A 21,350-nucleotide genomic window follows, 5' to 3' on the forward strand; every position below is an offset into this window, starting at 1 on the left:
AGTAAAGACCAGACTTGCCCCTATGACAAATGTGGATATCGCAATAACCCTTCCCATTAGTCATTTTGGTTATGTGCATATACTCAAACATCACTTTTGCGCATAAACGCAAACTGGTATCGTGCGCCGGCTCCGTTGGGAGTGCGCGGCCGTGCGCGCAGATTTGCCGAGAACAGGACCTATATGTACGTATACGACGAATACGATCAGCGCATCATCGAGGACCGCGTCAAGCAGTTCCGTGATCAGACCCGACGCTACTTAGCAGGTGAACTGAGCGAAGAAGAGTTCCGCCCTCTGCGCCTGCAAAATGGCCTTTATGTTCAGCGCTTTGCGCCGATGCTGCGGGTGGCTGTGCCCTATGGCCAGCTGACCTCGCGCCAGACGCGCATGATGGCCAAGATCGCCCGCGACTTCGACAAAGGCTACGCCCACATCAGTACCCGCCAGAACGTGCAGTTCAACTGGCCGGCCCTGGAGGACGTGCCGGACATCCTCGCTGAACTGGCGACCGTGCAGATGCACGCCATTCAGACCAGCGGTAACTGCCTGCGTAACGTGACCACCGACCAATTCGCCGGCGTCGCCTTCGATGAAGTGATCGATCCGCGTCCCTGGTGTGAAATCGTGCGTCAATGGACCACCTTCCATCCCGAATTTGCCTACCTGCCGCGCAAGTTCAAGATCGCCATCAATGGCTCGACGTCGGACCGCGCCGCCATCGAAGTCCACGACATCGGCCTGGAGCCGGTGCACAACGCCGCCGGCGAGCTGGGTTTCCGGGTGTTGGTGGGTGGCGGCCTGGGGCGTACCCCGGTGGTCGGCGCCTTCATCAACGAGTTCCTGCCGTGGCAGGACCTGCTGAGCTACCTCGACGCGATCCTGCGGGTTTACAACCGTTATGGTCGCCGCGACAACAAGTACAAGGCCCGGATCAAGATCCTGGTCAAGGCGCTGACCCCTGAGGTGTTCGCGCAGAAAGTCGACGCCGAAATGGAACACCTGCGCGGCGGCCAGACGACCTTGACCGAAGCCGAAGTGCAGCGCGTGGCCGAGCACTTCGTCGACCCCGAATACAAAACCCTGAGCAATCAGGACGCCGAGCTCGCGGCACTCGACCAGCAGCATCCGGGCTTCGCCCGCTGGCGCACGCGCAATACCCTGGCGCATAAACAACCGGGCTATGTGGCGGTGACCCTGTCGCTCAAACCCACCGGCGTGGCACCGGGCGACATCACCGACAAGCAGCTGGACGCCGTCGCCGACCTGGCCGACCGCTACAGCTTCGGCCAGCTGCGCACCTCCCACGAGCAGAACATCATTCTCGCGGACGTCGAGCAGAGCCAACTGTTCACCCTGTGGGGCGAACTGCGCGAAGGCGGTTTCGCTACGCCGAACATCGGCCTGTTGACCGATATCATCTGCTGCCCGGGCGGCGACTTCTGCTCCCTGGCCAACGCCAAGTCGATCCCGATCGCCGAATCGATCCAGCGCCGTTTCGACGACCTGGACTACCTGTTCGACATCGGCGAGCTGGACCTGAACATCTCCGGGTGCATGAACGCCTGCGGCCACCACCACGTCGGCCACATCGGCATCCTGGGCGTGGACAAGAAAGGAGAAGAATTCTATCAAGTGTCCCTGGGTGGCAGCGCCAGCCGCGAGGCGAGCCTGGGCAAAATCCTCGGCCCGTCCTTCGCCCAGGAAGCCATGCCCGAGGTGATCGGCAAGCTGATCGACGTGTACATCGAACAGCGCACCGAAGATGAGCGTTTCATCGACACCTACCAGCGCATTGGCATTGACCTGTTCAAGGAGCGCGTCTATGCAGCGAATCATTAAGCACAACGAAGTCGTCGACGAAACCTGGCACTTGCTGCCCAAGGACGCGAGCTTCGACGGCATTTCCAACTGCGACGACCTGATCGTCCCATTGGCCCTGTGGCGCGAACACGGCCACGCCCTCAAGGCCCGCGACGGCGGCCTGGGCGTGTGGCTGGACACCGATGAAGAAGCCGAGGAGATCGGTGATGACGTGGAGCATTTCCAGGTCATCGCCCTGAACTTCCCGGCCTTTACCGACGGACGCAACTACTCCAACGCCCGCCTGCTGCGTGAGCGCTATGGCTACAAGGGTGAACTGCGGGCGATTGGCGACGTGCTGCGCGACCAACTGTTCTACCTGCGCCGCTGCGGCTTCGATGCCTTCGCCTTGCGCGCCGACAAAGACCCGTACGAAGCGCTGGAAAGCCTTAAAGACTTTTCGGTGACGTACCAGGCTGCAACGGATGAGCCGCTGCCGCTATTCCGGCGCCGCTGAGTAAAAAAATGTGGGAGGGGGTTTGCTCCTGATTGCGGTGGGTCAGCCAGCTTAGGTGGGACTGACACACCGCCATCGGGAGCAAGCCCCCTCCCACATTTGGATCTGCGTACATCCGGCAGATTTTGCGGCGGGCGCACGACGTCGGAATAGATAGCACCACATATAGCCAGGCGAACACGGTTAAACATGTGGGAGGGGGCTTGCCCCCGATTGCGGTGGGTCAGCCAGCTTAGGTGGGACTGACACACCGTCATCGGGGGCAAGCCCCCTCCCACATTTGGATCTGCGTACATCCGGCAGATTTTGCGGCGGACGCACGACGTCGGAATAGATAGCACCACATATAGCCAGGCGAACACGGTTAAACATGTGGGAGGGGGCTTGCCCCCGATTGCGGTGGGTCAGCCAGCTTAGGTGGGACTGACACACCGTCATCGGGGGCAAGCCCCCTCCCACATTTGGATCTGCGTACATCCGGCAGATTTTGTATCTGGCGCATTACGCTGGAGTCGATGGGAACCCACAAATAGCCAGCCGAACACGGTTAAACATGTGGGAGGGGGCTTGCTCCCGATAGCGATGGATCAGCCAGCCTAGGTGGTACTGACACGCCGTCATCGGGGGCAAGCCCCCTCCCACATTTGGATCTGCGTACATCCGGCAGATTTTGCGGCGGGCGCACGACGTCGGAATAGATAGCAACCCACATATAGCCAGGCGAACACAGTTAAGTGACCAATGGTTTCTCAATCGACGCACCCGCCAATACCGCGCAGCCATGACGCAATCTTCACATTAGAGGCGGAGCATTCGCCGTGATCGAACTGTCCTCTACTGATCAGCAGTTATTCATCTCACTGACGATTGGAGTTCTTCATGGCGAAAATCAACCTGGCCCAGCAGTTGGCAACCACCCTTGAACAGGCGGGTATCAAGCGCATCTGGGGCCTGACCGGCGACAGCCTCAATGGCCTCACCGACGCCCTGCGCAGCATGGACAGCATCGAGTGGATGCATGTGCGCCACGAAGAGGTGGCCGCGTTCGCTGCCGGCGCCGAAGCCGCTGCCACCGGTGAGCTGACGGTGTGCGCCGGCAGTTGCGGGCCGGGCAACCTGCACTTGATCAATGGGTTGTTCGATTGCCATCGCAACCATGTACCGGTGCTGGCGATTGCCGCGCAAATTCCGTCCTCGGAGATCGGCCTGAACTACTTCCAGGAAACCCATCCCCAGGAGCTGTTCAAGGAGTGCAGCCATTTCATCGAACTGGTGAGCAACCCCGAGCAGATGCCCCAGGTGCTGCATCGCGCCATGCGTTCGGCGATCCTCAATCGGGGCGTGGCGGTGGTGGTGATCCCCGGGGATGTCTCGCTGCTGGAAGTGGAGGACAAGCTCAAGCCCTGGCCGGCGCTGCATGCACCGCGCACCTTGCCGGCAGAGGCCGATCTGCAGCGGCTGAGCGAGATCCTCCAGCGCAGTGAGAAAGTCACCCTGCTGTGCGGCAGCGGTTGCGCCGGCGCCCATGACCAAGTGGTCGCGCTGGCCGATGCCCTCGGCGCGCCGGTGGTGCACGCGCTGCGCGGCAAGGAGCATGTGGAGTGGGATAACCCGTTCGACGTCGGCATGACCGGCCTGATCGGGTTCAGCTCCGGTTACCACGCCATGCTTGATTGCGACACCCTGATCATGCTCGGCACCGACTTCCCCTACCGCCAGTTCTACCCGACCGACGCGACGATCGTTCAGGTCGACCGCGACCCTCAGGCCCTGGGACGACGTACGACCCTGGACCTGGGCATCGCCGCCGATGTCAGTGAAACCCTCGATGCGTTGCTGCCACGCCTGACCCGCAAGACGGATCGCAGCTTTCTCGAAACATCCCTGAAGCACTACGAAAAAGCCCGCCAGGGTCTGGATGACCTGGCGCAACCGTCCAAGGCAGATCGGCCGATCCACCCCCAATACGTGGCACGCCTGCTCAGCGAGCTTGCCGATGACGACGCGATCTTCACCGCCGATGTCGGCTCACCGACCGTATGGGCCGCGCGCTATTTGAAAATGAACGGCAAGCGCCGGCTGATCGGCTCGTTCAACCACGGCTCGATGGCCAACGCCATGCCCCAGGCCATCGGCGCACAGGCGGCATTCCCTGGGCGCCAGGTGATCTCGATGTCTGGCGACGGCGGTTTCACCATGTTGATGGGGGATTTCATTTCTCTGGCGCAATTGAACCTGCCAGTGAAACTGATCGTGTTCAATAACGCGTCACTGGGTTTCGTCGCGATGGAGATGAAGGCGGCAGGCTACCTGGACACCGGAACCGAGCTGAAAAACCCGGACTTCGCGGCCATGTCCAACGCCATGGGCATCCTGGGGATCCGTGTGGAGCAATCCGAAGACCTGGAGCCGGCCCTGCGCCGCGCCCTGGCCCACGACGGCCCGGTGCTGGTGGATGTGGTCACCGCGACTCAAGAGCTGGTGATGCCGCCAAGCATCAAGCTGGAACAGGCCAAGGGGTTCAGCCTGTATATGCTCAAGGCCGTGATGAGCGGGCGTGGCGATGAAGTGATCGAGCTGGCACGCACCAACTGGCTGCGATGATGCCCTGTGGGAGGGAGCCTGCTCCCTCCCACACCAGGACGCCTTGTCAATTCAGCCCTTTTGTTTTTCGACCCACTGGCCGAACGCATCGATAAACGCTTGCAGGAACGGCCTGGTCTTCTCCGACAGCTTGCCCGCCTCGTCGAACACACTGCCCGCGCCGCCCAGGTAGGCTTCCGGCGTTTGCATGCACCAAACATCCAGAAACACCAAAGACTGGCGCAGGTGATGGTTGGCACCAAAGCCACCCATGGCGCCCGGCGACACGCTGATGATCGCCCCCGGCTTCGCGCCCCAGACACTCTGCCCATAAGGGCGAGAGCCTACGTCGATGGCATTCTTCAACGGCGCGGGCACGGAACGGTTGTATTCCGGGGTCACGAACAGCACTGCGTCGGATGAACTCACCTGTTTGCGGAAAGTACTGTAGGCTTCGGGCGCTGCCGCACCTTCAATGTCCTCGTTGTAGAGCGGCAGATCGCCGATCTCGACAATATTCAACTTGAGGTTGGCGGGGGCCAGTTCGGCCAATGCCAGGGCGACCTTGCGGTTGATCGACTCTTTTCTCAGGCTGCCAACCAGGACGGCAATCGTGTAGACCTTGCTCATTGAGGTTTCCCGACGTGTGACTAAAGGAGCGAGTAGTTATAAAGGCTTCGCGGCGCGTGCACCAGAGTGTTTTGCGAATGCCCAAGAAGTCGCCACGCACGCGACAGCGTAGGAAACATCTGAAACTTTAAACGAATAGTATTTTTTTCTTATAGGTAAACTACCCCGCTCACTGACGGTCTACAGAACCGCAAATCGAGTGTTTATCTCCAGAGGTTCTAAACAGATGGCAGCAGTATTAGTCGGACAGTTTCATGCCAGAGACGCGGAAGGCCGCGTCTATTCAGTGCATGAGTTCCAGGAATCCAACCCGGCGCAAGGCGACCTGGCTGGCTCGGCGCCTACCACCTCCTACAAGCTGGCCATTGGCGACCGTGTAGAAAAACTGGAAGGTGATGAGTTCAAATTGATCCAGTCGGGCACGATTATCGTCCGCGAATCCAAAACCACCAGCGTGTCATAAGATTTCGTCCTGTCCACCTGCCCAGTCCCGGCGACTGGGCTGGGGTGCTTACGGGCTGCGGATTTCCGTTACTTCAATGCCCTGCTCGCCTTGCTTGAGCGTCACCACCAACTGCCCTCTCTCCCCTTCCACCGCATACATCGAACGCTTGTAGCCCGACCGATCGTAAGCGGGATACGCCTCCACCTGCCTGATCAACGTCATACCGAGCACCGCGCCCACTTGCTCGCCCACCTGTTCCTGGGAACGGATAAACGCTTCGAGTGCGAGGTTTTCCGGCGCGTATTCATCGTGATTATTGAAGAAGTAAGCCGCCAGGCACCCCACGGTCACCAGGACCAGGAATTGCTTGGCCGTTACCCCGAAAAGCGTCGAGGGTAGAGGCATTTGAGACCAGACCTGTTTTTGTTGTAAGTACCGGGTACCCGGCATTGGTCGTTGCTGATCAGACGCCTCATTCTAGTGAGGTCCTGGCTTAACGCCATAGGCAGGGGCGACCCGTGCAGTCTTTTTTGCGCACGGGGACCTGCGCCATTGAATCCCCAACCCACTGCACATAGACTCCGGCCATGCGTTTACGTCATATCGAAGTGATTCAGGCCATCTTGCAGACCGGACACCTCGGCACGGCCGCCGAGTGGTTGCAACTCCCCGTGGGCGAGGTAGACGCCACGCTCAAGGATGCCGAACTGCAATTGGGCTTCATGCTGTTTGCCAGTGTCCGCGGGCGCCTGCAAGCCACCCGTGAAACCCTGGAGCTGCAAGCGCAAATCGCCCCCCTGTACGACGCGCTTGAGCCGATACAGCGCCTGGCCAGCCGCTTGAAACACCATCACGCGCCGACCTTGCGTGTGCTGTGCACCCCGCCGCTGGCCAACCAATTACTGCCCCAGAGCATCGCCCTGCTGCGCCGACGGTTCCAGGATACGCCGTGCAACCTGTCGAGCCAGCCGACCCGGGAGATCGTCAGGCGCCTGTTGCTGCATGAGACCGATGTGGGCCTGAGCCTGCATGACCCGGAACACCCACACATTCAGAGTCGCGTGCTGGCCCAAGGCAAACTTCAATTGCTCGCCCCCCATGGCTGGCTGAAACCCAAGCAGAAGTACATTGCGCTGCAGGATCTGGCGGGACAGTCAATGATTGGCCTGGAAGGCCACGACCCGCTGAGTCGTCTGCTGGACGCCAAGCTGCAGGCCCTGCGCCCGCTGCCGGTGGTGCAGACGCGGGTACAGACGTACCAGATGATGCGCAGCATGGTCGAGGCGGGAGAAGGCCTGGCGGTGGTCGACCCGTTCACCGCCTTCGGTGCGCGGGACGCGGGGCTGGATGTGTGCCCGATATCACCCCCGATCAGCGTCAACCTGTATGCATTGGCCCTGCAGGACGGGGCCGCTTCACCGGCCCTGAATGCACTGATGGAGATCGTCACGCAAAAGGCCGAGAACCTGCTGTCCAACGATACCAAGCCCCTGTAGACGCAAGCTGACGTGCTACACCGTCTCAGATCGATTCGACTTCGCTCTTGAACAGCCGATACCAGAAAATCGCCACCTCGCGGGTTTGCGGGTCGATGCCGCGATAGCGCAGTTGATCGATGCCCCCCATCACGTACCCGCTACGTTCATACAGGCGACAGGCACCGAGGTTGTTGTTCTGGGTTTCGAGCATCATGCCCGGCAGGTTCTTCTTGCGTGCCCAGAACTGCGCCACGTCCAACAGCGCCTTGGCGACACCGTGACGCCGCGCAGGCAGCGCCACCGCCAACTCGTCGACATGGGCAAAGCCGTTCCAGTTGGTACTGATCACAACGTGGCCTACCGCGCGATCATCCAGATACGCCATGAAGACCGCGCTGTCGGCCGCATTGCGAAAGCTGGCGAATTCTTCAGGGTCGATGCCGTAACACTTGCGGTACGGCAGGATGCGCTCCACCGGCCATTGATCGACCCGCTTGCCCATCTGCGGCACACCGTAGGCACTGACCTCAAAACTGAAGTCATTGCCCCATACATAAGCGTCGAAGCCTTCGTCGGCGACTCGCACACTGAGCCCTGGATACTTCGGGTTCATGACAGCTTGCATAACGTTCCTTAACCTTTGATGCAATCGACGGTGTAACAACGACCACTGCCGTCATCTTCGTGTTGCAACCCATGCACATCGGCGACAAAACCGGGAAAACTGCTATCGAACGTCCGGGCAAACGCCAGATAGTCGATGATCGAACGGGTTGACTCGGTAAAGCGCTCGCCCGGCATGATCAGCGGAATACCCGGCGGATACGGCACCAGCATCACGGCTGCGATGCGTCCTGGCAAGGCATCGATGGATACCGCTTCCACTTCGCCCCTGACCAACTGGTCGTAGGCATCGGCCGGCTTCATCGCAATCTCCGGCAACACCGTATACATGCGCTTCAGATGCCTGGCCGTCGCGTTGCTGCGATAACAACTGTGCAACTGGTCGCACAGGTCGCGCAACCCCAAGCCCTGATAACGTATCGGCCCCTGGGCAAACACCGAGGGCAGGCAACTGGCCAGGCTGGTATTGGCATCATAGCTGCGTTTGAATTCCAGCAACTCGGTGAGCAAGGTACTCCATTTGCCTTTGGTGATGCCCATGGAAAACAGCACGAGGAAAGAATACAGCCCGGTTTTTTCCACCACCAGGCCGCGCTCCCAGAGAAACTTGCTGACCACGGCGGCGGGAATCCCGCGATCGCTCAAGGCGCCGCCGGCGGTGAGGCCGGGCATTACCAGGGTGACTTTGATCGGGTCCAGCAGCACATAATCTTCAGCCACGTCGCCAAAACCATGCCAGTCATCCTGAGGGTGCAGCAGCCAGTCCGCAGTGACGACCCGGTCGATACCGGCCACCGACGGCGGCTGCCAGATCGAAAACCACCAGTCATCAGCGGCGATATGCTGACGCAGGTTGGCCAGCGCACGACGGAAACTCAGGGCCTCATCGAACATTTCCTGCAACAGCGAGCGACCCGCCGGGCCTTCCATCATCGCCGACGCCACGTCCAGGGAGGCAATGATGCTGTATTGCGGCGAGGTGGAAATATGCATCATGAACGCTTCGTTGAAGCGGTCACGGTCCAGTTGCCGCGCTCCGCCGTCCTGCACGTGAATCATCGACGCCTGGCTGAAGGCCGCGAGCAGCTTGTGGGTGGAGTGCGTGGTAAACACCAGCGGGCTGTCCGGCGTGCGCGAGGTACCCATGCCGTAGCGCCCGGCGAAAAACTCGTGGAACGCCGCGTAGGCATACCAGGCCTCATCGAAGTGCAGCACCTCGACGCTGTTACCCAGTTGCTGCTTGATCAGCTCGGCGTTGTAGCACAGGCCGTCGTAGGTGGAGTTGGTGACCACCGCCAGCTTTACCTTCGCTGGGCGGCCATGGGTCAGCGGGCTGGCGTCGATCTTGGCGCGGATCGAGTCGGCGCTGAATTCGCTCAAGGGGATGGGGCCGATGATCCCCAGCTCGTTGCGCTCCGGGCACAGGTACAAGGGGATCGCGCCGGTCATGATGATCGAATGCAGTACCGACTTGTGGCAATTGCGGTCGACCAGGACCAGGTCATCGCGACCGACCATGGAGTGCCAGACGATCTTGTTGGCGGTGGAGGTGCCGTTGATCACGAAAAACGTGTGGTCAGCGCCAAAATTGCGCGCCGCGCGGGCTTCGGCTTCCGCCAGCGGCCCGGTGTGATCGAGCAGCGAACCCAGCTCGGGGACCGAGACAGACAAGTCCGAACGCAACGTGTTCTCCCCGAAGAACTGGTGAAACGCCTGCCCCACCGGGCTTTTGCGATACGCCACGCCACCGCCGTGGCCCGGGGTGTGCCAGGAGTAATTGGAGTCGGCGGTGTGTTGCACCAGGGCCTTGAAGAACGGCGGCAACAAACCATCGAGGTAGGCGCGCGCCGCACGCGCGACCTGGCGCGCGAGAAACGGTACGGTGTCTTCGAACAGATACAGGATGCCGCGCAACTGGTTGAGTTCGCTCATGGCATCCGCCGGGGCGTTTTCCAGGGTGACTTGCTCGCCCAGCGCGAAGATCGGCAGGTTGGGCGCCCTCACACGCGCCAGGCGGATCAGCTCGACCATGTTTTGCAGCAAATGGGTATTTTCCCCGGCGCCCTCGGCGGCGATCAGCATGCAGGCAAGGCCGTGGTGGGTGGCCGCCACCAATCGCCCTTCGGCGTAGTCCACGGCGGAAAAGATACTGAAGCCCTCCTGCTCCAACTCCCTGGCGATGCCTCGAACCCGATCACCGGCAACGGTGTCGGCCTTGATGTCGCGGTGCACGATAAGGACGGGAAACTTCAGGTCTTTGTACATGGGCGCTCCTACTCCTGAGGGCTTGCACTCAGGGTAGAAGCTGGAAGCGAAAGTGGCGAATGAAGATTTTCACAGACAATGAAGATCAATTGTCGCAGGTATCTACACAACTTTCGCGCGGCCCTAAACCTGTGACGGCTCAGCAGCAGAAGCCTCTCTAACTGCCGCCCCCCGCTCCAAATGTGGGAGGGGGCTTGCCCCCGATGGCGGCCTGACAGCCGACCAGGATGTTGGATCAGAGCGAGTACATATCCGTTGCTGCGGTAACGGCGGCTTAGGGTTCCGCCCTGACGGCGGATCACTTTGGAACCACTCGGCACCTCGCCCAGGCTCGGTGTGCCCGTAATCCGACAGTGATTTGGGGGGTCGCCTAGATCAAAAGCAAGATCAAGAGCGACTCGCTTCGCATCGTGGTTACCGTAGGCTGCTACAAAGTTGTGTAGATACCTATGCCCCGATGGCAGTGTGTCAGTCACCGCCACCAGCGACTGATCCCCAGCCTTCGGGAACCCGCCCATTGCCACATTTGCCCTCCGCTGTTTGAGGATGGATGACCTGTAGGTACAATCAGCGCCCTCTTCCACTCTCCCAAGGAATCGCCATGTCCGGGCTTGAACTGTTCGCCGCCGCCCTGGGGGTGATCGCTGTGTGGCTGACGGTCAAGCAGAACCCCTGGTGCTGGCCTATCGGCCTGGTGATGGTGTTGCTCTATACCTGGGTGTTCTTTGACGTGAAGCTGTATTCCGACATGTTGCTGCAGGGGGTCTACGCCGTGCTGCAAGTCTACGGCTGGTGGCAATGGACCCGTGCCGGCGCGGTCAAGCAAGGCCGTCAGGTCAGCAGCCTGAGCTGGCCGGCGATCTTGACCGCCCTGGTCGTCGGCGCGGTGTTCAGCCTGTTGCTCGGCGCCGCCATGGCCCACTGGACCGACGCAGCCCAACCCTGGCTCGACGCGGCCCTGACGGGTTTCAGCCTGGTAGCGCAGTTGTGGATGGCGCAAAAACGCGTGCAGTGCTGGCCGCTGTGGATCGTGGTGGATGTGATTTTCGTCGGGCTATTCCTCTACAAAGGCCTCTACCTCACCGCCGCGCTCTACGCGCTGTTCACCATTATCGCCGTGCAGGGCTGGCGTGAATGGCGCGCCGACCCGGCGTTGCACGCATGAAAGTGGTGGTACTGGCGGGCCCTGAATCCAGCGGCAAAAGTTGGCTGGCGGCTGAGCTGCACGCGCACTTCGGCGGGCTGATGGTGGGTGAATACGTGCGCTATTTCATCGACCACCACCAGCGCGATACCTGCCTGGCGGATATCCCGGCGATTGCCCAGGGCCAGTTGGCCTGGGAAGACGCCGCCCGCGCAGCACAGCCTGATTTGCTGATCCTCGACACCCACCTGCTGACCAACACACTCTGGAGCCAGACCCTGTTCGGCGACTGCCCCATCTGGCTCGACAGCGAACTGCTGGCCCGTCACTACGACCTGCATCTGCTGTTGTCGCCCGAAGACGTGGAATGGAGCGCCGACGGCCAGCGCTGCCAACCCGACCTGGCCGACCGCCGAGCGTTCTTCCAGGCCAGCCTGGACTGGCTGCATGCGCACCAACAGCCTGTGGTGGTGATCCGGGGAGACTGGCAAGCGCGCCGGAACGCAGCGTTTGCCGCGGTCGAGCGCTTGCTTGGGGCGACAACGATCGGTTAACGCTTTTTGCGCGTGCCGAGCTGAATCCAGGTCGGCGCGTGGTCGCTGGCATGCGCCTCGTTACGCACCCAGGCATCGACGCCCGCGTCCTTGAGATAGGGCTTGAGCGCCGGGTTGAGCAACAGGTGGTCGATGCGCAGGCCGGAATTTTTCTGCCAGTGCTGGCGGAAATAGTCCCAGAACGTATACACCCGCTCTTCGGGGTACAAATGACGCACTGAGTCGGTCCAGCCCTGGTCAAGCAGGCGTTGATAGCAGGCGCGGCTCCCGGGTTGCAACAGCGCGTCCTTGAGCCAGGAGCGTGGGTTGTAGATGTCCAGGTCGGTGGGCACCACATTGAAATCCCCGGCCAGCACCACCGGGTGATCACTGGTTTGCAACGCCTGGGCATAGTCGATCAGGCGTTCGAACCAGGCCAGCTTGTAGTCGAATTTAGGCCCCGGTTGCGGGTTGCCGTTGGGCAGGTACAAACAGCCGACCAACACGCCGTGCACGGCCGCCTCGATATAGCGGCTTTGCTGGTCGCCCTCGTCACCGGGCAGGCCCCGCCGGCTTTCCAGCGGTTGCGCGTCCTTGGCCAGAATCGCCACACCGTTCCACGAAGCCTGGCCCAGGCAGATCGCGCCGTAGCCGGCCGCTTCGAAATCAGCATAGGGAAACAGGCTTTCCGGCGCCTTGAGTTCTTGCAGGCAGACGATGTCCGGCTGCTCGCGGGCCAGCCATTGCAGCAGGTTGGGCAGACGGGCACGAATACCGTTGATGTTGAAGGTGGCGATTTTCAGCGCTTTCATGGGGTGGGGTCCTTTCGGGGCTCTTGGGATAGAGCCCCGAAATGCCGCAGATGTTCCATGCGCGAGCGAGTCGGCGTCAGTAACCCAACGACAGGCCGGTGTTGCGACGCGGGTCATTCGCGCCATAGAAACGGTTGTTGCCCACCGGCTTGCCACCCAGCGCCGGCGCGCCCACCAGGATCGCGGCCAGGTGGTTGGCGTCCTGGGGACCGGCGAATTTATGCCCCCAGCTCTCGAGGATCTTCTGGGTGTCCGGGCTGACCGCGAAGGTTTCAAGGTTGGTGGTCTGCGGCATCCACTGCTGGTGGAAGCGTGGCGCATCCACGGCCTCCTGGATGTTCATCTTGTAGTCGATGACATTGAGGATGGTCAGCAAGGTCGCGGTAATAATGCGGCTGCCGCCTGGCGTGCCCACCACCATCACCGTCTTGCCATCCTTGGTCACGATAGTCGGGCTCATCGACGACAGCGGCGCCTTGCCCGGCGCAATGGCGTTGGCTTCACCCTGGACCAGGCCGTACATGTTCGGCACGCCGACCTTGACGGTGAAGTCGTCCATTTCATCGTTGAGGATCACTCCGGTCTTGCTCGCCATCACGCCCGCGCCAAACCAGTCATTGAGGGTGTAGGTGACGGAAACGGCGTTGCCCCAAGTGTCGACGATGGAATAGTGGGTGGTGTTGTTGCCTTCATGGGGCGACACGCCCGGCTTGATCGCCTGGGAGTCCCCGGCCTTGTGTGGCTCGATCGCGTCGCGCAGTTTCGCCGCGTAATTTTTATCCAGCAGATGGGCGATCGGGTTCTTCACGAAATCCGGGTCGCCGAGGTAGCTGTTGCGGTCTACATAGGCGTGGCGCATCGCTTCGATCTGGTAGTGCAAGCCCTGGGCCGAGTGGTACCCCAGGTCCGCCATCGGATAGCCTTCGAGGATGTTCATGATCTGGCAGATCACCACGCCGCCGGAGCTTGGCGGCGGCGCCGAGACCACATGGTAGCCACGGTAATCGCACTCGATAGGCGCCAGTTCGCGGGTCTTGTAGGTGTCCAGGTCAGCCTGGGTGATCAGGCCCTTACCGGCCTGGCTGGAATCCACCACTGCCTTGGCGACCCAGCCTTTGTAGAAGCCATCGCTGCCCTTGGCGGAAATTTCCTTGAGGGTCCTGGCCAGGTCCTTCTGCACCAGTTTCTGGCCGACCTGCATCGGTTGGCCGTTATGCAGGAAGATCCCGCGCAGGTCCTGGTCTTTCTCGAATTCGCCGGTGGCGGTGTGCAGCAGGTCGACATCGCCCTGCTCCAGGGCAAAGCCGTTCTCCGCCAGTTTGATCGCCGGCGCGATCACCTGGGCGCGCTTGAGGGTGCCGTACTTGCTCAGCGCCAACTCCATGCCGGAGACAGTGCCAGGTACACCGACGGCCAGGTGGCCCTTGGCGCTCAGGCCTTCGACGACATTGCCGTCTTTGTCCAGGTACATATCGGCAGTGGCCGCCAGCGGGGCTTTTTCGCGAAAGTCGAGAAAGGTCTTGCGCCCGTCCGCCAGCTGCACGGTCATGAAACCGCCGCCGCCCAGGTTGCCCGCCGCCGGGTACACCACCGCCAGCGCATAGCCCACGGCCACCGCCGCATCCACCGCGTTACCGCCGGCCTTGAGCACCTCCACGCCGACCTGAGTGGCCAGATGCTGGGCGGTGACCACCATGCCATTTTCACCGGCCACCGGGGCCTGGGAAGCGGCGTGCACGCCACTGACCGTCAACACCAGGGCAGTGGCAATTAAGGTGCGGCTGAAGGGTTGGTATTTCATCCATGGCTACTCTATTTATTGAGATGCACCAAAATAGCCCTTCCCTTATTCAATCCCCAGCGCGATGGCGTTTTTGTTACAGAAGCTGTCGGTCATGGAACGGCTACCTGAAACAATCAGCACTGGCCTATAAATCTAATGGCGCTAGAATCAGCGCCACTCTTTATTCGCCGCCTCATACGAGCCCCTCCATGAGCTTTGATTTCGACACGATCCACCCACGCCTCGGCACCGGCAGCACCAAGTGGAACCGCTACCCGCAAGACGTCTTGCCAATGTGGATCGCCGACATGGACATCGCCGCCCCTCCTGCCATCCTTCAGGCATTGCATGCGCGCCTCGACCAGCAGGTGCTCGGCTACAGCGTCGCCGGCCCGGATGTGCGCGAGGCGATCATCGCCGACCTGTGGGCCAAGTACGCCTGGCGCGTGCAACCGGATGAACTGCTGTTCCTGCCGGGCGTCGAGCCGGGTTTCAATATGGCCTTGCACGCGTTTGTCCAGCCAGGCCAGCCGGTGGTGCTGCAAACCCCCAACTACCGGCCGATTCGCCTGGCGCCCGGCCACTGGAATCTGCCACGCATCGAAGTAGCGTTCGAGTGCATAGCGGGCGAATACCGCACGCCCCTGCCGGCGCTGCGCCAGGCACTGAGCGGCGCCGGTGCGCTGCTGTTGAGCAACCCGCACAACCCCATCGGCAAAGTCTTCCCCCATGCAGAACTGCTGGCCGTGGCCAACGCCTGCCTGGAAAGCGGTGCGCTGATCATCAGTGACGAGATCCACGCCGAGCTGTGCTTTGACGGCCATCGGCATATCCCGATTGCCAGCCTCAGCGAAGAGATTGCGCAGCGCACCATCACCCTGATGTCGGCGAGCAAGGCCTATAACGTGGCCGGCCTGAAGACCTGTTTCGCCGTGGTGCAGAATGCCGAAATCCGCGAGCGTTTCAACCAGGCCCGTTGCGGCATGGTCGACAGCGTCAGCCCCCTGGGCCTGGAAGCCACCCGCGCCGCCTACAGCGAGTGCGGCGCCTGGCTCGACGCGCTGAAGCACTACCTGCAAGCCAACCGTGATTACCTGCTCGATGCCGTGCACACCCGCCTGCCCGGCGTGGTGATGCATGCACCACAAGGCACCTTCCTCGCCTGGCTCGATTGCAGCGCCCTGGGCCTGGAAGACCCGCAGCAGTTCTTCCTGGAACAGGCCAAGGTCGGGTTGAGCGCCGGCATTGAGTTCGGCGATGACAGCCAGCAGTTCGTGCGCCTGAACTTCGGCTGCCCACGGTCGATGCTGGAAGAGGGTCTGCAACGTATGGAACGCAGCCTGAAAAACCGCTGAATGGGTTGGAACCGTAGAAGGCTTTTTCAGCACTCAAGGGAATCCCCTTGTGCGGCTGAACCTTCTCGGAGCTTTGCGCCCTATGCTGTCGACACGCCCTGCAACCAACGGCCCTGTGCAATTCACAGAATCATTCAAGCCGAACCCGTCACCGTGCGAACCTGCACCAACGGGCTCGGCTCTAAAGGCCGCTGCCTCCACCGCATCGCATCGATTGATGCGCTTTGTGGGGCTGAAACATCCTCTGGCTAACCCGCCCAGCACGCGTTCAGGCCTCAAGATTGTGGAGGTTGAAATGGGCCGGTCAGTCTCTTTGAATGGAGGCCACGACCCGCTCGCTACCCGCGGGTTGTCGGACTGCTCGGCGCTGGCAGTGCTCACCGGCTGGAATGGATCCACCTACCAGAATCGCACCTTGATGCATCTTACCGGCAGCAATCTGGAACTGGGCCTGAATCCGGGAAATAGCGATACTCGAGCATTGATGCACAGATTGCAGGCATCGCTGGACAAGAACAGTCATGTGATCCTGGTAGCCGGGGTGAATTCAAGTTCCCTGCAAGGCATGGCAACGACCATCGGGCAAACCCTGCACGGCGAGCAGCCGCTACGGGACCTGCTCATCGGCCGCTCAGACGCGGCAGTGACTCTGGCCAGTTCCACCGGCATCACAATCAATGCCGATGGCACCTTCAAATTGCTCGACGGACCCGGTAAAGGGGTACTCAGTCGCGAAGACGTCGCCAGCGTGTTTGATCGCGTCGACTGAAAGCGCCCGCCTGAGGCTTTTTAAAGCTTGGCGATGGACACTTCGGTGGATTTCACAAAGGCAATCACTTCACTGCCCACCTTCAACTCCAGGTCACGCACCGAGCGGGTGGTGATCACCGACGTGACGATGCCGGACGCGGTTTGCACGTCGATCTCCGACACCACTTCACCCAGCAGGATTTCCTTGATCACGCCCTTGAACTGGTTGCGCACATTGATCGCTTTAATGGTCATGTCGGCTTTCCTTTTGGCTGTTGAGTCAATCCGCACGAATGCGCAGGCACTCAAAATGCGCTTTCGGAAAGAACAATAAAAGGAATATATAACTATTTATTTATTCGATATTGATATATGCAAACTGTTGCCCAGCCAACAGCACTTCAACAATCTGCCTGCATCCGCCACAGCCTCCACTCGGCACACACGCGCAAACACGCGACAACGCAGATGGCACAGAGACTGCATATTCCTGAAAAGCATGATGGAGCATGCAAACTAATTTTCTGAATATAAGAAAACTCTAAACGCCCACCTGCCCGGAGCTGTTCCATGAAACCCTTCGCCCAACGCTTACTTGGCGCATGCGCCCTCGCCCTGTGCCTGCAACCAATGGCCCAGGCCGCCGACACCGATCCGGCAAAAGTCAATCTCGACTACGCCTACTACTCGCCCGTCAGCCTGGTGCTCAAGCATTTTGGTTGGCTTGAACAAGCCTTGCCGAATTCCAAGGTAGGCTGGGTATTGAGCCAGGGCAGTAACCGTTCGCTGGAATACCTCAACAGCGGCGGCGTGGATTTCGCCTCTTCCGCCAGTTTGTCCGCAGTGCTGAGCCGGGCCAACGGCAGCCCGATCAAATCGGTGTATGTGTACAGCCGCGCCGAGTGGACGGCCCTGGTGGTGCGCAAAGATTCGCCCTTCAACAGCGTCACCGACCTCAAGGGCAAGAAAATCGCCGCTACCAAAGGCACCGACCCCTACCTGTTCACCCTGCGCAGCCTGCAACAGGCCGGGCTGAACAAGGACGATGTGGAACTGGTGCACCTGCAGCATCCGGACGGCCGCACCGCCCTGGAAAAAGGTGACGTTGACGCCTGGGCCGGCCTCGACCCGCATATGGCCGCCAGCCAGATCCAGGCCGGTTCGCGCCTGCTGTATCGCAACAAGGACTTCAACAGCTACGGCGTGGTCAGCGTCACCGAGCAGTTCGCCAAGGCGCATCCGCAGACCATCACCACGGTACTGGGCGCCTATGAAAAGGCCCGGGATTGGGCGGTCAAGCACCCGGATGAGTTCGCCAAGCTGCTCGCCGATGAATCCGGCCTGCCGTTGGAAGTGGCCAAGCTGCAGCTGTCGCGTACCGACCTGAGCACGCCGTTCTTGAGCAGCAAGGATGTGCTCGCCTCCAAGGCCGCGGCGCCGATCCTGGTGTCCGAAGAGCTGGTGCGCAAAGGGGTGAACGTGGACCAGGTGATCGACCAGTTGCTCGACACCTCGCTCGGCCGCTAAGGAGCGCGTGATGACCAGCAAAACCCAAGCCCTGCCACTCGCCCCGCCACGGCAGATCAAGCGCAGCGCCTGGCCGCAACGGCTCAAGGGCCTGGTGTTGCCAGTACTGATTCTGCTGGTGCTGGAGGCGGTGGTGCGCGCGGGCTGGCTGCCCTCGTACCAGATGCCGGCGCCCAGCGAGATCGCCGTGACGCTGGCGGACCTCGCCGAAGGCTCCCTGTGGAAACACATCAGCGCCAGCCTGGTGCGGGTACTGCTGGGTTTTGCCATTGGTGCGAGCCTGGCCTTGGTATCCGCCGCCTGGGTGGGCTTGAGCCGCGAAGCCGAGGCCTATCTGGAGCCGACCTTCGCCGGGTTGCGCTCAATCCCGAGCCTGGCCTGGGTGCCATTGCTGCTGCTGTGGCTGGGCATCGACGAGACCTCCAAGATCGTGCTGATCGCGATTGGCGCGTTCTTCCCGGTGTACCTCAATGGCGTTGCGGCCATCCGCGATATCGATCGCAAGCTGGTGGAAGTCGGGCAAATGTATGGGTTCAATCGGCGCCGCCTGGTACGTCGCGTCCTATTACCGGCGGCCCTGCCCGGCCTGTTTACCGGGTTGCGCAGCGGCCTGAGCCTGGCCTGGATGTTTCTGGTGGCGGCCGAGTTGATCGCGGCCACCAAAGGGCTGGGTTACCTGCTCAGCGATGGGCGGGAAACCTCGCGGCCGGATATCGTGCTGGCGGCGATCATCGTGCTGGCGCTGCTCGGCAAGGTCAGCGATGGCCTGCTCGCAGCACTGGAAAAGCGCTGCCTGGCCTGGCGCGACACCTTCCAGGGAGCCGGACAATGAGTGTGCAACCGCTGCTGGACATTCACGTTGTGCGCAAAAGCTTCGACAGCGCCGCCGTCTTGAACGATGTGCGCCTGGCCCTGCAACCGCGCGAAGCCGTGAGCCTGCTGGGGCCCAGCGGCTGCGGCAAAAGCACCTTGTTGCGCATTGTCGCGGGACTGGACAACGACTATCAGGGCGAACTGCGCAGCCCCAACGGCGAGGTGGCCTTCGTGTTCCAGGAACCACGGTTGATGCCCTGGCTTACGGTGGAGCAAAACATCGGATTCAGCGCGGACAATCACTACGACAAGGCCTGGGTCACGCAGTTGATCGAAGAAGTCGGCCTCACGGGTTTTGCCCAGGCGCTGCCCAAGGCGTTGTCCGGCGGCATGGCGCAACGGGTCGCGATCGCACGGGGCCTGTATTCACGGCCGCAGGTGTTGCTGCTGGATGAACCGTTCAGCGCCGTGGATGCGTTCACGCGCATGAAGCTGCAGGACCTGCTGCTGCAACTGGCCGAACACCATGCCATCGCCTTGCTGCTGGTGACCCATGATGTGGACGAGGCGCTGTACCTCAGCGACCGGGTATTGGTGATGGGCAATCGGCCCAGCAGCATTCGCCAGGTGCTGGCGGTGGATTTGCCGCACCCGCGGGACCGGCGCGATCCGTCGCTGGCTCGGCTCAAGGCGCTGTGCCTGACCGAGCTGCAACACGCCCGCGTCATCTGAGTTTTCCCTTCCAGCGGTCAACGCCCAGGCTCCGACTTGCGCGTTGACCATCGCCGCCACACACCATATAGTGTGCCCACAAACAGAACGGACCACTATATAGTGTGCAGCCTCGGTAATTTCCGACCACACTATGCGCCGTATTTCAATGCCTTGAAGCCTGCAAACCGCATATTTTTTGGACGGTTCCACGCACCGTCAAAACAGATCAGGAAGGAGTATTTCGATGCTGAGTTGGGATGAAGTCGACAGCGAAGACAGCGTTGCCCCCGTGATCAAAGGCGCCAACGCCGGCCACGCCACCGAAGCCAACATGGACCGCCTCGACGGGGCCGGCGCTGCCGCCGCCATCGAAGCCCGCGCCGTCACCGCCAATGACTCCGCCGCCATCGTGCGCGCCAAGGCCGCCCTGGACAAACTCGACGTCGCCGAAGGCCTCGCCGAACTCGAAGGCGCCTCCGCCCGCGTCGCCGTTGACGAAAAACGCATGATCAACTGCCGCGCCGACCTCAACCAACTCGTGCCCTTCAAGTACGACTGGGCCTGGCAGAAATACCTCGACGGCTGCGCCAACCACTGGATGCCGCAAGAGGTCAACATGACCGCCGACATCGCCCTGTGGAAAGACCCCGAAGGCCTGACCGACGACGAGCGCCGCATCGTCATGCGCAACCTGGGCTTCTTCTCCACGGCGGATTCGTTGGTCGCCAACAATCTGGTGCTGGCCGTGTACCGCCTGATCACCAACCCGGAGTGCCGCCAGTACATCCTGCGCCAGGCCTTCGAAGAAGCGATCCATACCCACGCCTACCAGTACTGCATCGAATCGCTGGCCATGGATGAAGGCGAGATCTTCAACATGTACCACGAGATTCCATCGGTCGCCAAGAAAGCGGCCTGGGGCCTGAAGTACACCCGCTCGATCTCCGATCCCAAGTTCGAAACCGGCACCGTCGACACCGACAAGGAACTGCTGCGCAATCTGGTCGCCTACTACTGCGTGCTGGAAGGCATCTTCTTCTATTGCGGCTTCACCCAGATCCTCTCCATGGGCCGCCGCAACAAAATGACCGGCGTCGCCGAGCAGTTCCAGTACATCCTGCGCGATGAGTCGATGCACCTGAACTTCGGGATCGATGTGATCAACCAGATCAAAATCGAAAACCCGCATTTGTGGGATGCCGAGATGAAGGAAGAAGCGACCCAGATGATCCTGCAAGGGACCCAACTGGAGATCGAATATGCGCGCGATACCATGCCGCGCGGTGTGCTCGGCATGAATGCGGCGATGATGGAGGATTACCTCAAGTTCATCGCGAATCGTCGGCTGTCGCAGATTGGGTTGAAGGAAGAGTATCCAGGGACGACTAACCCTTTCCCGTGGATGAGCGAGATCATGGACTTGAAGAAAGAGAAGAATTTCTTTGAGACCCGTGTGATCGAGTATCAGACCGGCGGCGCGTTGAGCTGGGATTGATTTAACAGCACAGATCCAACATGTGGGAGGGGGCTTGCTCCCGATAGCGGTGTATCAGTCACAGCTGCTTTAACTGAAC

The 21,350-nt window shown here is 61.0% G+C and carries 20 protein-coding genes; 13 read left to right on the forward strand and 7 right to left on the reverse strand.

Going from position 1 to position 21,350, the window contains the following annotated elements:
- Positions 1-183: 183 nt before the first annotated feature.
- The 3 genes from C4J93_RS14975 to poxB all read left to right on the forward strand — a co-directional run bounded on the left by C4J93_RS14975 (position 184) and on the right by poxB (position 4,924).
- Positions 184-1,842, forward strand: coding sequence for a nitrite/sulfite reductase (locus tag C4J93_RS14975; RefSeq protein ID WP_124429772.1), 1,659 nt, complete (start codon positions 184-186; stop codon positions 1,840-1,842).
- On the forward strand, positions 1,826-2,320 hold the full coding sequence (locus C4J93_RS14980; protein WP_124429773.1) for a DUF934 domain-containing protein: 495 nt from the start codon (positions 1,826-1,828) through the stop codon (positions 2,318-2,320). The genes C4J93_RS14975 and C4J93_RS14980 overlap by 17 nt, the downstream gene beginning before the upstream one ends.
- Before the next feature lie 879 nt (positions 2,321-3,199).
- Positions 3,200-4,924 (forward strand): ubiquinone-dependent pyruvate dehydrogenase, encoded by a 1,725-nt coding sequence (gene poxB / locus C4J93_RS14985; protein ID WP_124363125.1) that lies wholly within the window; start codon positions 3,200-3,202, stop codon positions 4,922-4,924.
- Between the two features lie 51 nt (positions 4,925-4,975).
- Here the strand turns inward: poxB and C4J93_RS14990 are convergent, their stop codons facing one another.
- Positions 4,976-5,533, reverse strand: coding sequence for an NADPH-dependent FMN reductase (locus C4J93_RS14990; RefSeq protein ID WP_124363126.1), 558 nt, complete (start codon positions 5,531-5,533; stop codon positions 4,976-4,978).
- A gap of 226 nt (positions 5,534-5,759) precedes the next feature.
- Between C4J93_RS14990 and C4J93_RS14995 the strand changes: the two genes are divergently transcribed.
- Positions 5,760-5,996, forward strand: a complete 237-nt coding sequence (locus C4J93_RS14995) for a hypothetical protein (RefSeq protein WP_124429774.1) — start codon at positions 5,760-5,762, stop codon at positions 5,994-5,996.
- Positions 5,997-6,044: 48 nt separating this feature from the next.
- Here C4J93_RS14995 and C4J93_RS15000 read toward each other — a convergent pair whose 3' ends face one another.
- Complete coding sequence (locus C4J93_RS15000; protein ID WP_124429775.1) at positions 6,045-6,383, reverse strand: hypothetical protein; 339 nt, start codon at positions 6,381-6,383, stop codon at positions 6,045-6,047.
- Positions 6,384-6,565: 182 nt separating this feature from the next.
- Between C4J93_RS15000 and C4J93_RS15005 the strand changes: the two genes are divergently transcribed.
- Complete coding sequence (locus C4J93_RS15005) at positions 6,566-7,474, forward strand: LysR substrate-binding domain-containing protein (RefSeq protein WP_124429776.1); 909 nt, start codon at positions 6,566-6,568, stop codon at positions 7,472-7,474.
- A 25-nt stretch (positions 7,475-7,499) separates the two neighbouring features.
- Here the strand turns inward: C4J93_RS15005 and C4J93_RS15010 are convergent, their stop codons facing one another.
- Together C4J93_RS15010 and C4J93_RS15015 are read right to left on the reverse strand one after the other, a co-directional pair.
- On the reverse strand, positions 7,500-8,081 hold the full coding sequence (locus tag C4J93_RS15010) for a GNAT family N-acetyltransferase (RefSeq protein WP_124370938.1): 582 nt from the start codon (positions 8,079-8,081) through the stop codon (positions 7,500-7,502).
- 8 nt (positions 8,082-8,089) lie between these two features.
- Positions 8,090-10,345, reverse strand: a complete 2,256-nt coding sequence (locus C4J93_RS15015) for an Orn/Lys/Arg decarboxylase N-terminal domain-containing protein (RefSeq protein WP_124429777.1) — start codon at positions 10,343-10,345, stop codon at positions 8,090-8,092.
- 601 nt (positions 10,346-10,946) lie between these two features.
- Here C4J93_RS15015 and pnuC point away from each other — a divergent pair.
- Together pnuC and C4J93_RS15030 are read left to right on the forward strand one after the other, a co-directional pair.
- Positions 10,947-11,510, forward strand: a complete 564-nt coding sequence (gene pnuC, locus C4J93_RS15025; protein ID WP_124429779.1) for a nicotinamide riboside transporter PnuC — start codon at positions 10,947-10,949, stop codon at positions 11,508-11,510.
- On the forward strand, positions 11,507-12,043 hold the full coding sequence (locus tag C4J93_RS15030; protein ID WP_124430882.1) for an AAA family ATPase: 537 nt from the start codon (positions 11,507-11,509) through the stop codon (positions 12,041-12,043). Before pnuC ends, C4J93_RS15030 begins: the two co-directional genes overlap by 4 nt.
- Here C4J93_RS15030 and xth read toward each other — a convergent pair.
- Positions 12,040-12,834 (reverse strand): exodeoxyribonuclease III, encoded by a 795-nt coding sequence (gene xth / locus C4J93_RS15035; protein ID WP_124429780.1) that lies wholly within the window; start codon positions 12,832-12,834, stop codon positions 12,040-12,042. The genes C4J93_RS15030 and xth overlap by 4 nt on opposite strands.
- A gap of 76 nt (positions 12,835-12,910) precedes the next feature.
- Positions 12,911-14,635, reverse strand: coding sequence for a gamma-glutamyltransferase (ggt, locus tag C4J93_RS15040; protein WP_124429781.1), 1,725 nt, complete (start codon positions 14,633-14,635; stop codon positions 12,911-12,913).
- 191 nt (positions 14,636-14,826) lie between these two features.
- Here ggt and C4J93_RS15045 point away from each other — a divergent pair, with 191 nt between their 5' ends.
- Positions 14,827-15,972, forward strand: coding sequence for a MalY/PatB family protein (locus C4J93_RS15045; protein WP_124429782.1), 1,146 nt, complete (start codon positions 14,827-14,829; stop codon positions 15,970-15,972).
- A 295-nt stretch (positions 15,973-16,267) separates the two neighbouring features.
- A complete protein-coding gene (locus tag C4J93_RS15050; protein WP_124429783.1) occupies positions 16,268-16,741 on the forward strand; it encodes a hypothetical protein in 474 nt (157 codons plus the stop codon).
- 20 nt (positions 16,742-16,761) lie between these two features.
- Here C4J93_RS15050 and C4J93_RS15055 read toward each other — a convergent pair whose 3' ends face one another.
- Positions 16,762-16,977, reverse strand: coding sequence for a molybdopterin-binding protein (locus C4J93_RS15055; RefSeq protein ID WP_003173733.1), 216 nt, complete (start codon positions 16,975-16,977; stop codon positions 16,762-16,764).
- Positions 16,978-17,292: 315 nt separating this feature from the next.
- On the opposite strand from C4J93_RS15055, the gene C4J93_RS15060 reads away from it, so the two are divergent.
- The 4 genes from C4J93_RS15060 (at position 17,293) to C4J93_RS15075 (ending at position 21,271) form a co-directional block, all read left to right on the forward strand.
- On the forward strand, positions 17,293-18,249 hold the full coding sequence (locus tag C4J93_RS15060) for an aliphatic sulfonate ABC transporter substrate-binding protein (RefSeq protein ID WP_124429784.1): 957 nt from the start codon (positions 17,293-17,295) through the stop codon (positions 18,247-18,249).
- Positions 18,250-18,259: 10 nt separating this feature from the next.
- On the forward strand, positions 18,260-19,081 hold the full coding sequence (locus C4J93_RS15065) for an ABC transporter permease (RefSeq protein WP_124429785.1): 822 nt from the start codon (positions 18,260-18,262) through the stop codon (positions 19,079-19,081).
- Positions 19,078-19,794 carry an ABC transporter ATP-binding protein gene (locus C4J93_RS15070; protein ID WP_124429786.1) on the forward strand — a complete coding sequence of 239 codons (717 nt, stop codon included), beginning with the start codon at positions 19,078-19,080 and terminating at the stop codon, positions 19,792-19,794. The genes C4J93_RS15065 and C4J93_RS15070 overlap by 4 nt, the downstream gene beginning before the upstream one ends.
- A 226-nt stretch (positions 19,795-20,020) precedes the next feature.
- Positions 20,021-21,271: a ribonucleotide-diphosphate reductase subunit beta gene (locus C4J93_RS15075; RefSeq protein WP_124367292.1), complete on the forward strand. Its 1,251-nt coding sequence runs from the start codon at positions 20,021-20,023 to the stop codon at positions 21,269-21,271.
- Positions 21,272-21,350: the final 79 nt, after the last annotated feature.

The sequence above is a fragment of the Pseudomonas sp. R2-37-08W genome, from assembly GCF_003851705.1.
Classification (GTDB): domain Bacteria; phylum Pseudomonadota; class Gammaproteobacteria; order Pseudomonadales; family Pseudomonadaceae; genus Aquipseudomonas.

Bases quoted from the DNA above. Each gene is read 5' to 3' on its own strand.
- C4J93_RS14975 (WP_124429772.1), top strand. From the start codon at position 184: ATGTACGTATACGACGAATACGATCAGCGCATCATCGAGGACCGCGTC.
- C4J93_RS14980 (WP_124429773.1), top strand. From the start codon at position 1,826: ATGCAGCGAATCATTAAGCACAACGAAGTCGTCGACGAAACCTGGCAC.
- poxB (WP_124363125.1), top strand. From the start codon at position 3,200: ATGGCGAAAATCAACCTGGCCCAGCAGTTGGCAACCACCCTTGAACAG.
- C4J93_RS14990 (WP_124363126.1), bottom strand. From the start codon at position 5,533: ATGAGCAAGGTCTACACGATTGCCGTCCTGGTTGGCAGCCTGAGAAAA.
- C4J93_RS14995 (WP_124429774.1), top strand. From the start codon at position 5,760: ATGGCAGCAGTATTAGTCGGACAGTTTCATGCCAGAGACGCGGAAGGC.
- C4J93_RS15000 (WP_124429775.1), bottom strand. From the start codon at position 6,383: ATGCCTCTACCCTCGACGCTTTTCGGGGTAACGGCCAAGCAATTCCTG.
- C4J93_RS15005 (WP_124429776.1), top strand. From the start codon at position 6,566: ATGCGTTTACGTCATATCGAAGTGATTCAGGCCATCTTGCAGACCGGA.
- C4J93_RS15010 (WP_124370938.1), bottom strand. From the start codon at position 8,081: ATGCAAGCTGTCATGAACCCGAAGTATCCAGGGCTCAGTGTGCGAGTC.
- C4J93_RS15015 (WP_124429777.1), bottom strand. From the start codon at position 10,345: ATGTACAAAGACCTGAAGTTTCCCGTCCTTATCGTGCACCGCGACATC.
- pnuC (WP_124429779.1), top strand. From the start codon at position 10,947: ATGTCCGGGCTTGAACTGTTCGCCGCCGCCCTGGGGGTGATCGCTGTG.
- C4J93_RS15030 (WP_124430882.1), top strand. From the start codon at position 11,507: ATGAAAGTGGTGGTACTGGCGGGCCCTGAATCCAGCGGCAAAAGTTGG.
- xth (WP_124429780.1), bottom strand. From the start codon at position 12,834: ATGAAAGCGCTGAAAATCGCCACCTTCAACATCAACGGTATTCGTGCC.
- ggt (WP_124429781.1), bottom strand. From the start codon at position 14,635: ATGAAATACCAACCCTTCAGCCGCACCTTAATTGCCACTGCCCTGGTG.
- C4J93_RS15045 (WP_124429782.1), top strand. From the start codon at position 14,827: ATGAGCTTTGATTTCGACACGATCCACCCACGCCTCGGCACCGGCAGC.
- C4J93_RS15050 (WP_124429783.1), top strand. From the start codon at position 16,268: ATGGGCCGGTCAGTCTCTTTGAATGGAGGCCACGACCCGCTCGCTACC.
- C4J93_RS15055 (WP_003173733.1), bottom strand. From the start codon at position 16,977: ATGACCATTAAAGCGATCAATGTGCGCAACCAGTTCAAGGGCGTGATC.
- C4J93_RS15060 (WP_124429784.1), top strand. From the start codon at position 17,293: ATGAAACCCTTCGCCCAACGCTTACTTGGCGCATGCGCCCTCGCCCTG.
- C4J93_RS15065 (WP_124429785.1), top strand. From the start codon at position 18,260: ATGACCAGCAAAACCCAAGCCCTGCCACTCGCCCCGCCACGGCAGATC.
- C4J93_RS15070 (WP_124429786.1), top strand. From the start codon at position 19,078: ATGAGTGTGCAACCGCTGCTGGACATTCACGTTGTGCGCAAAAGCTTC.
- C4J93_RS15075 (WP_124367292.1), top strand. From the start codon at position 20,021: ATGCTGAGTTGGGATGAAGTCGACAGCGAAGACAGCGTTGCCCCCGTG.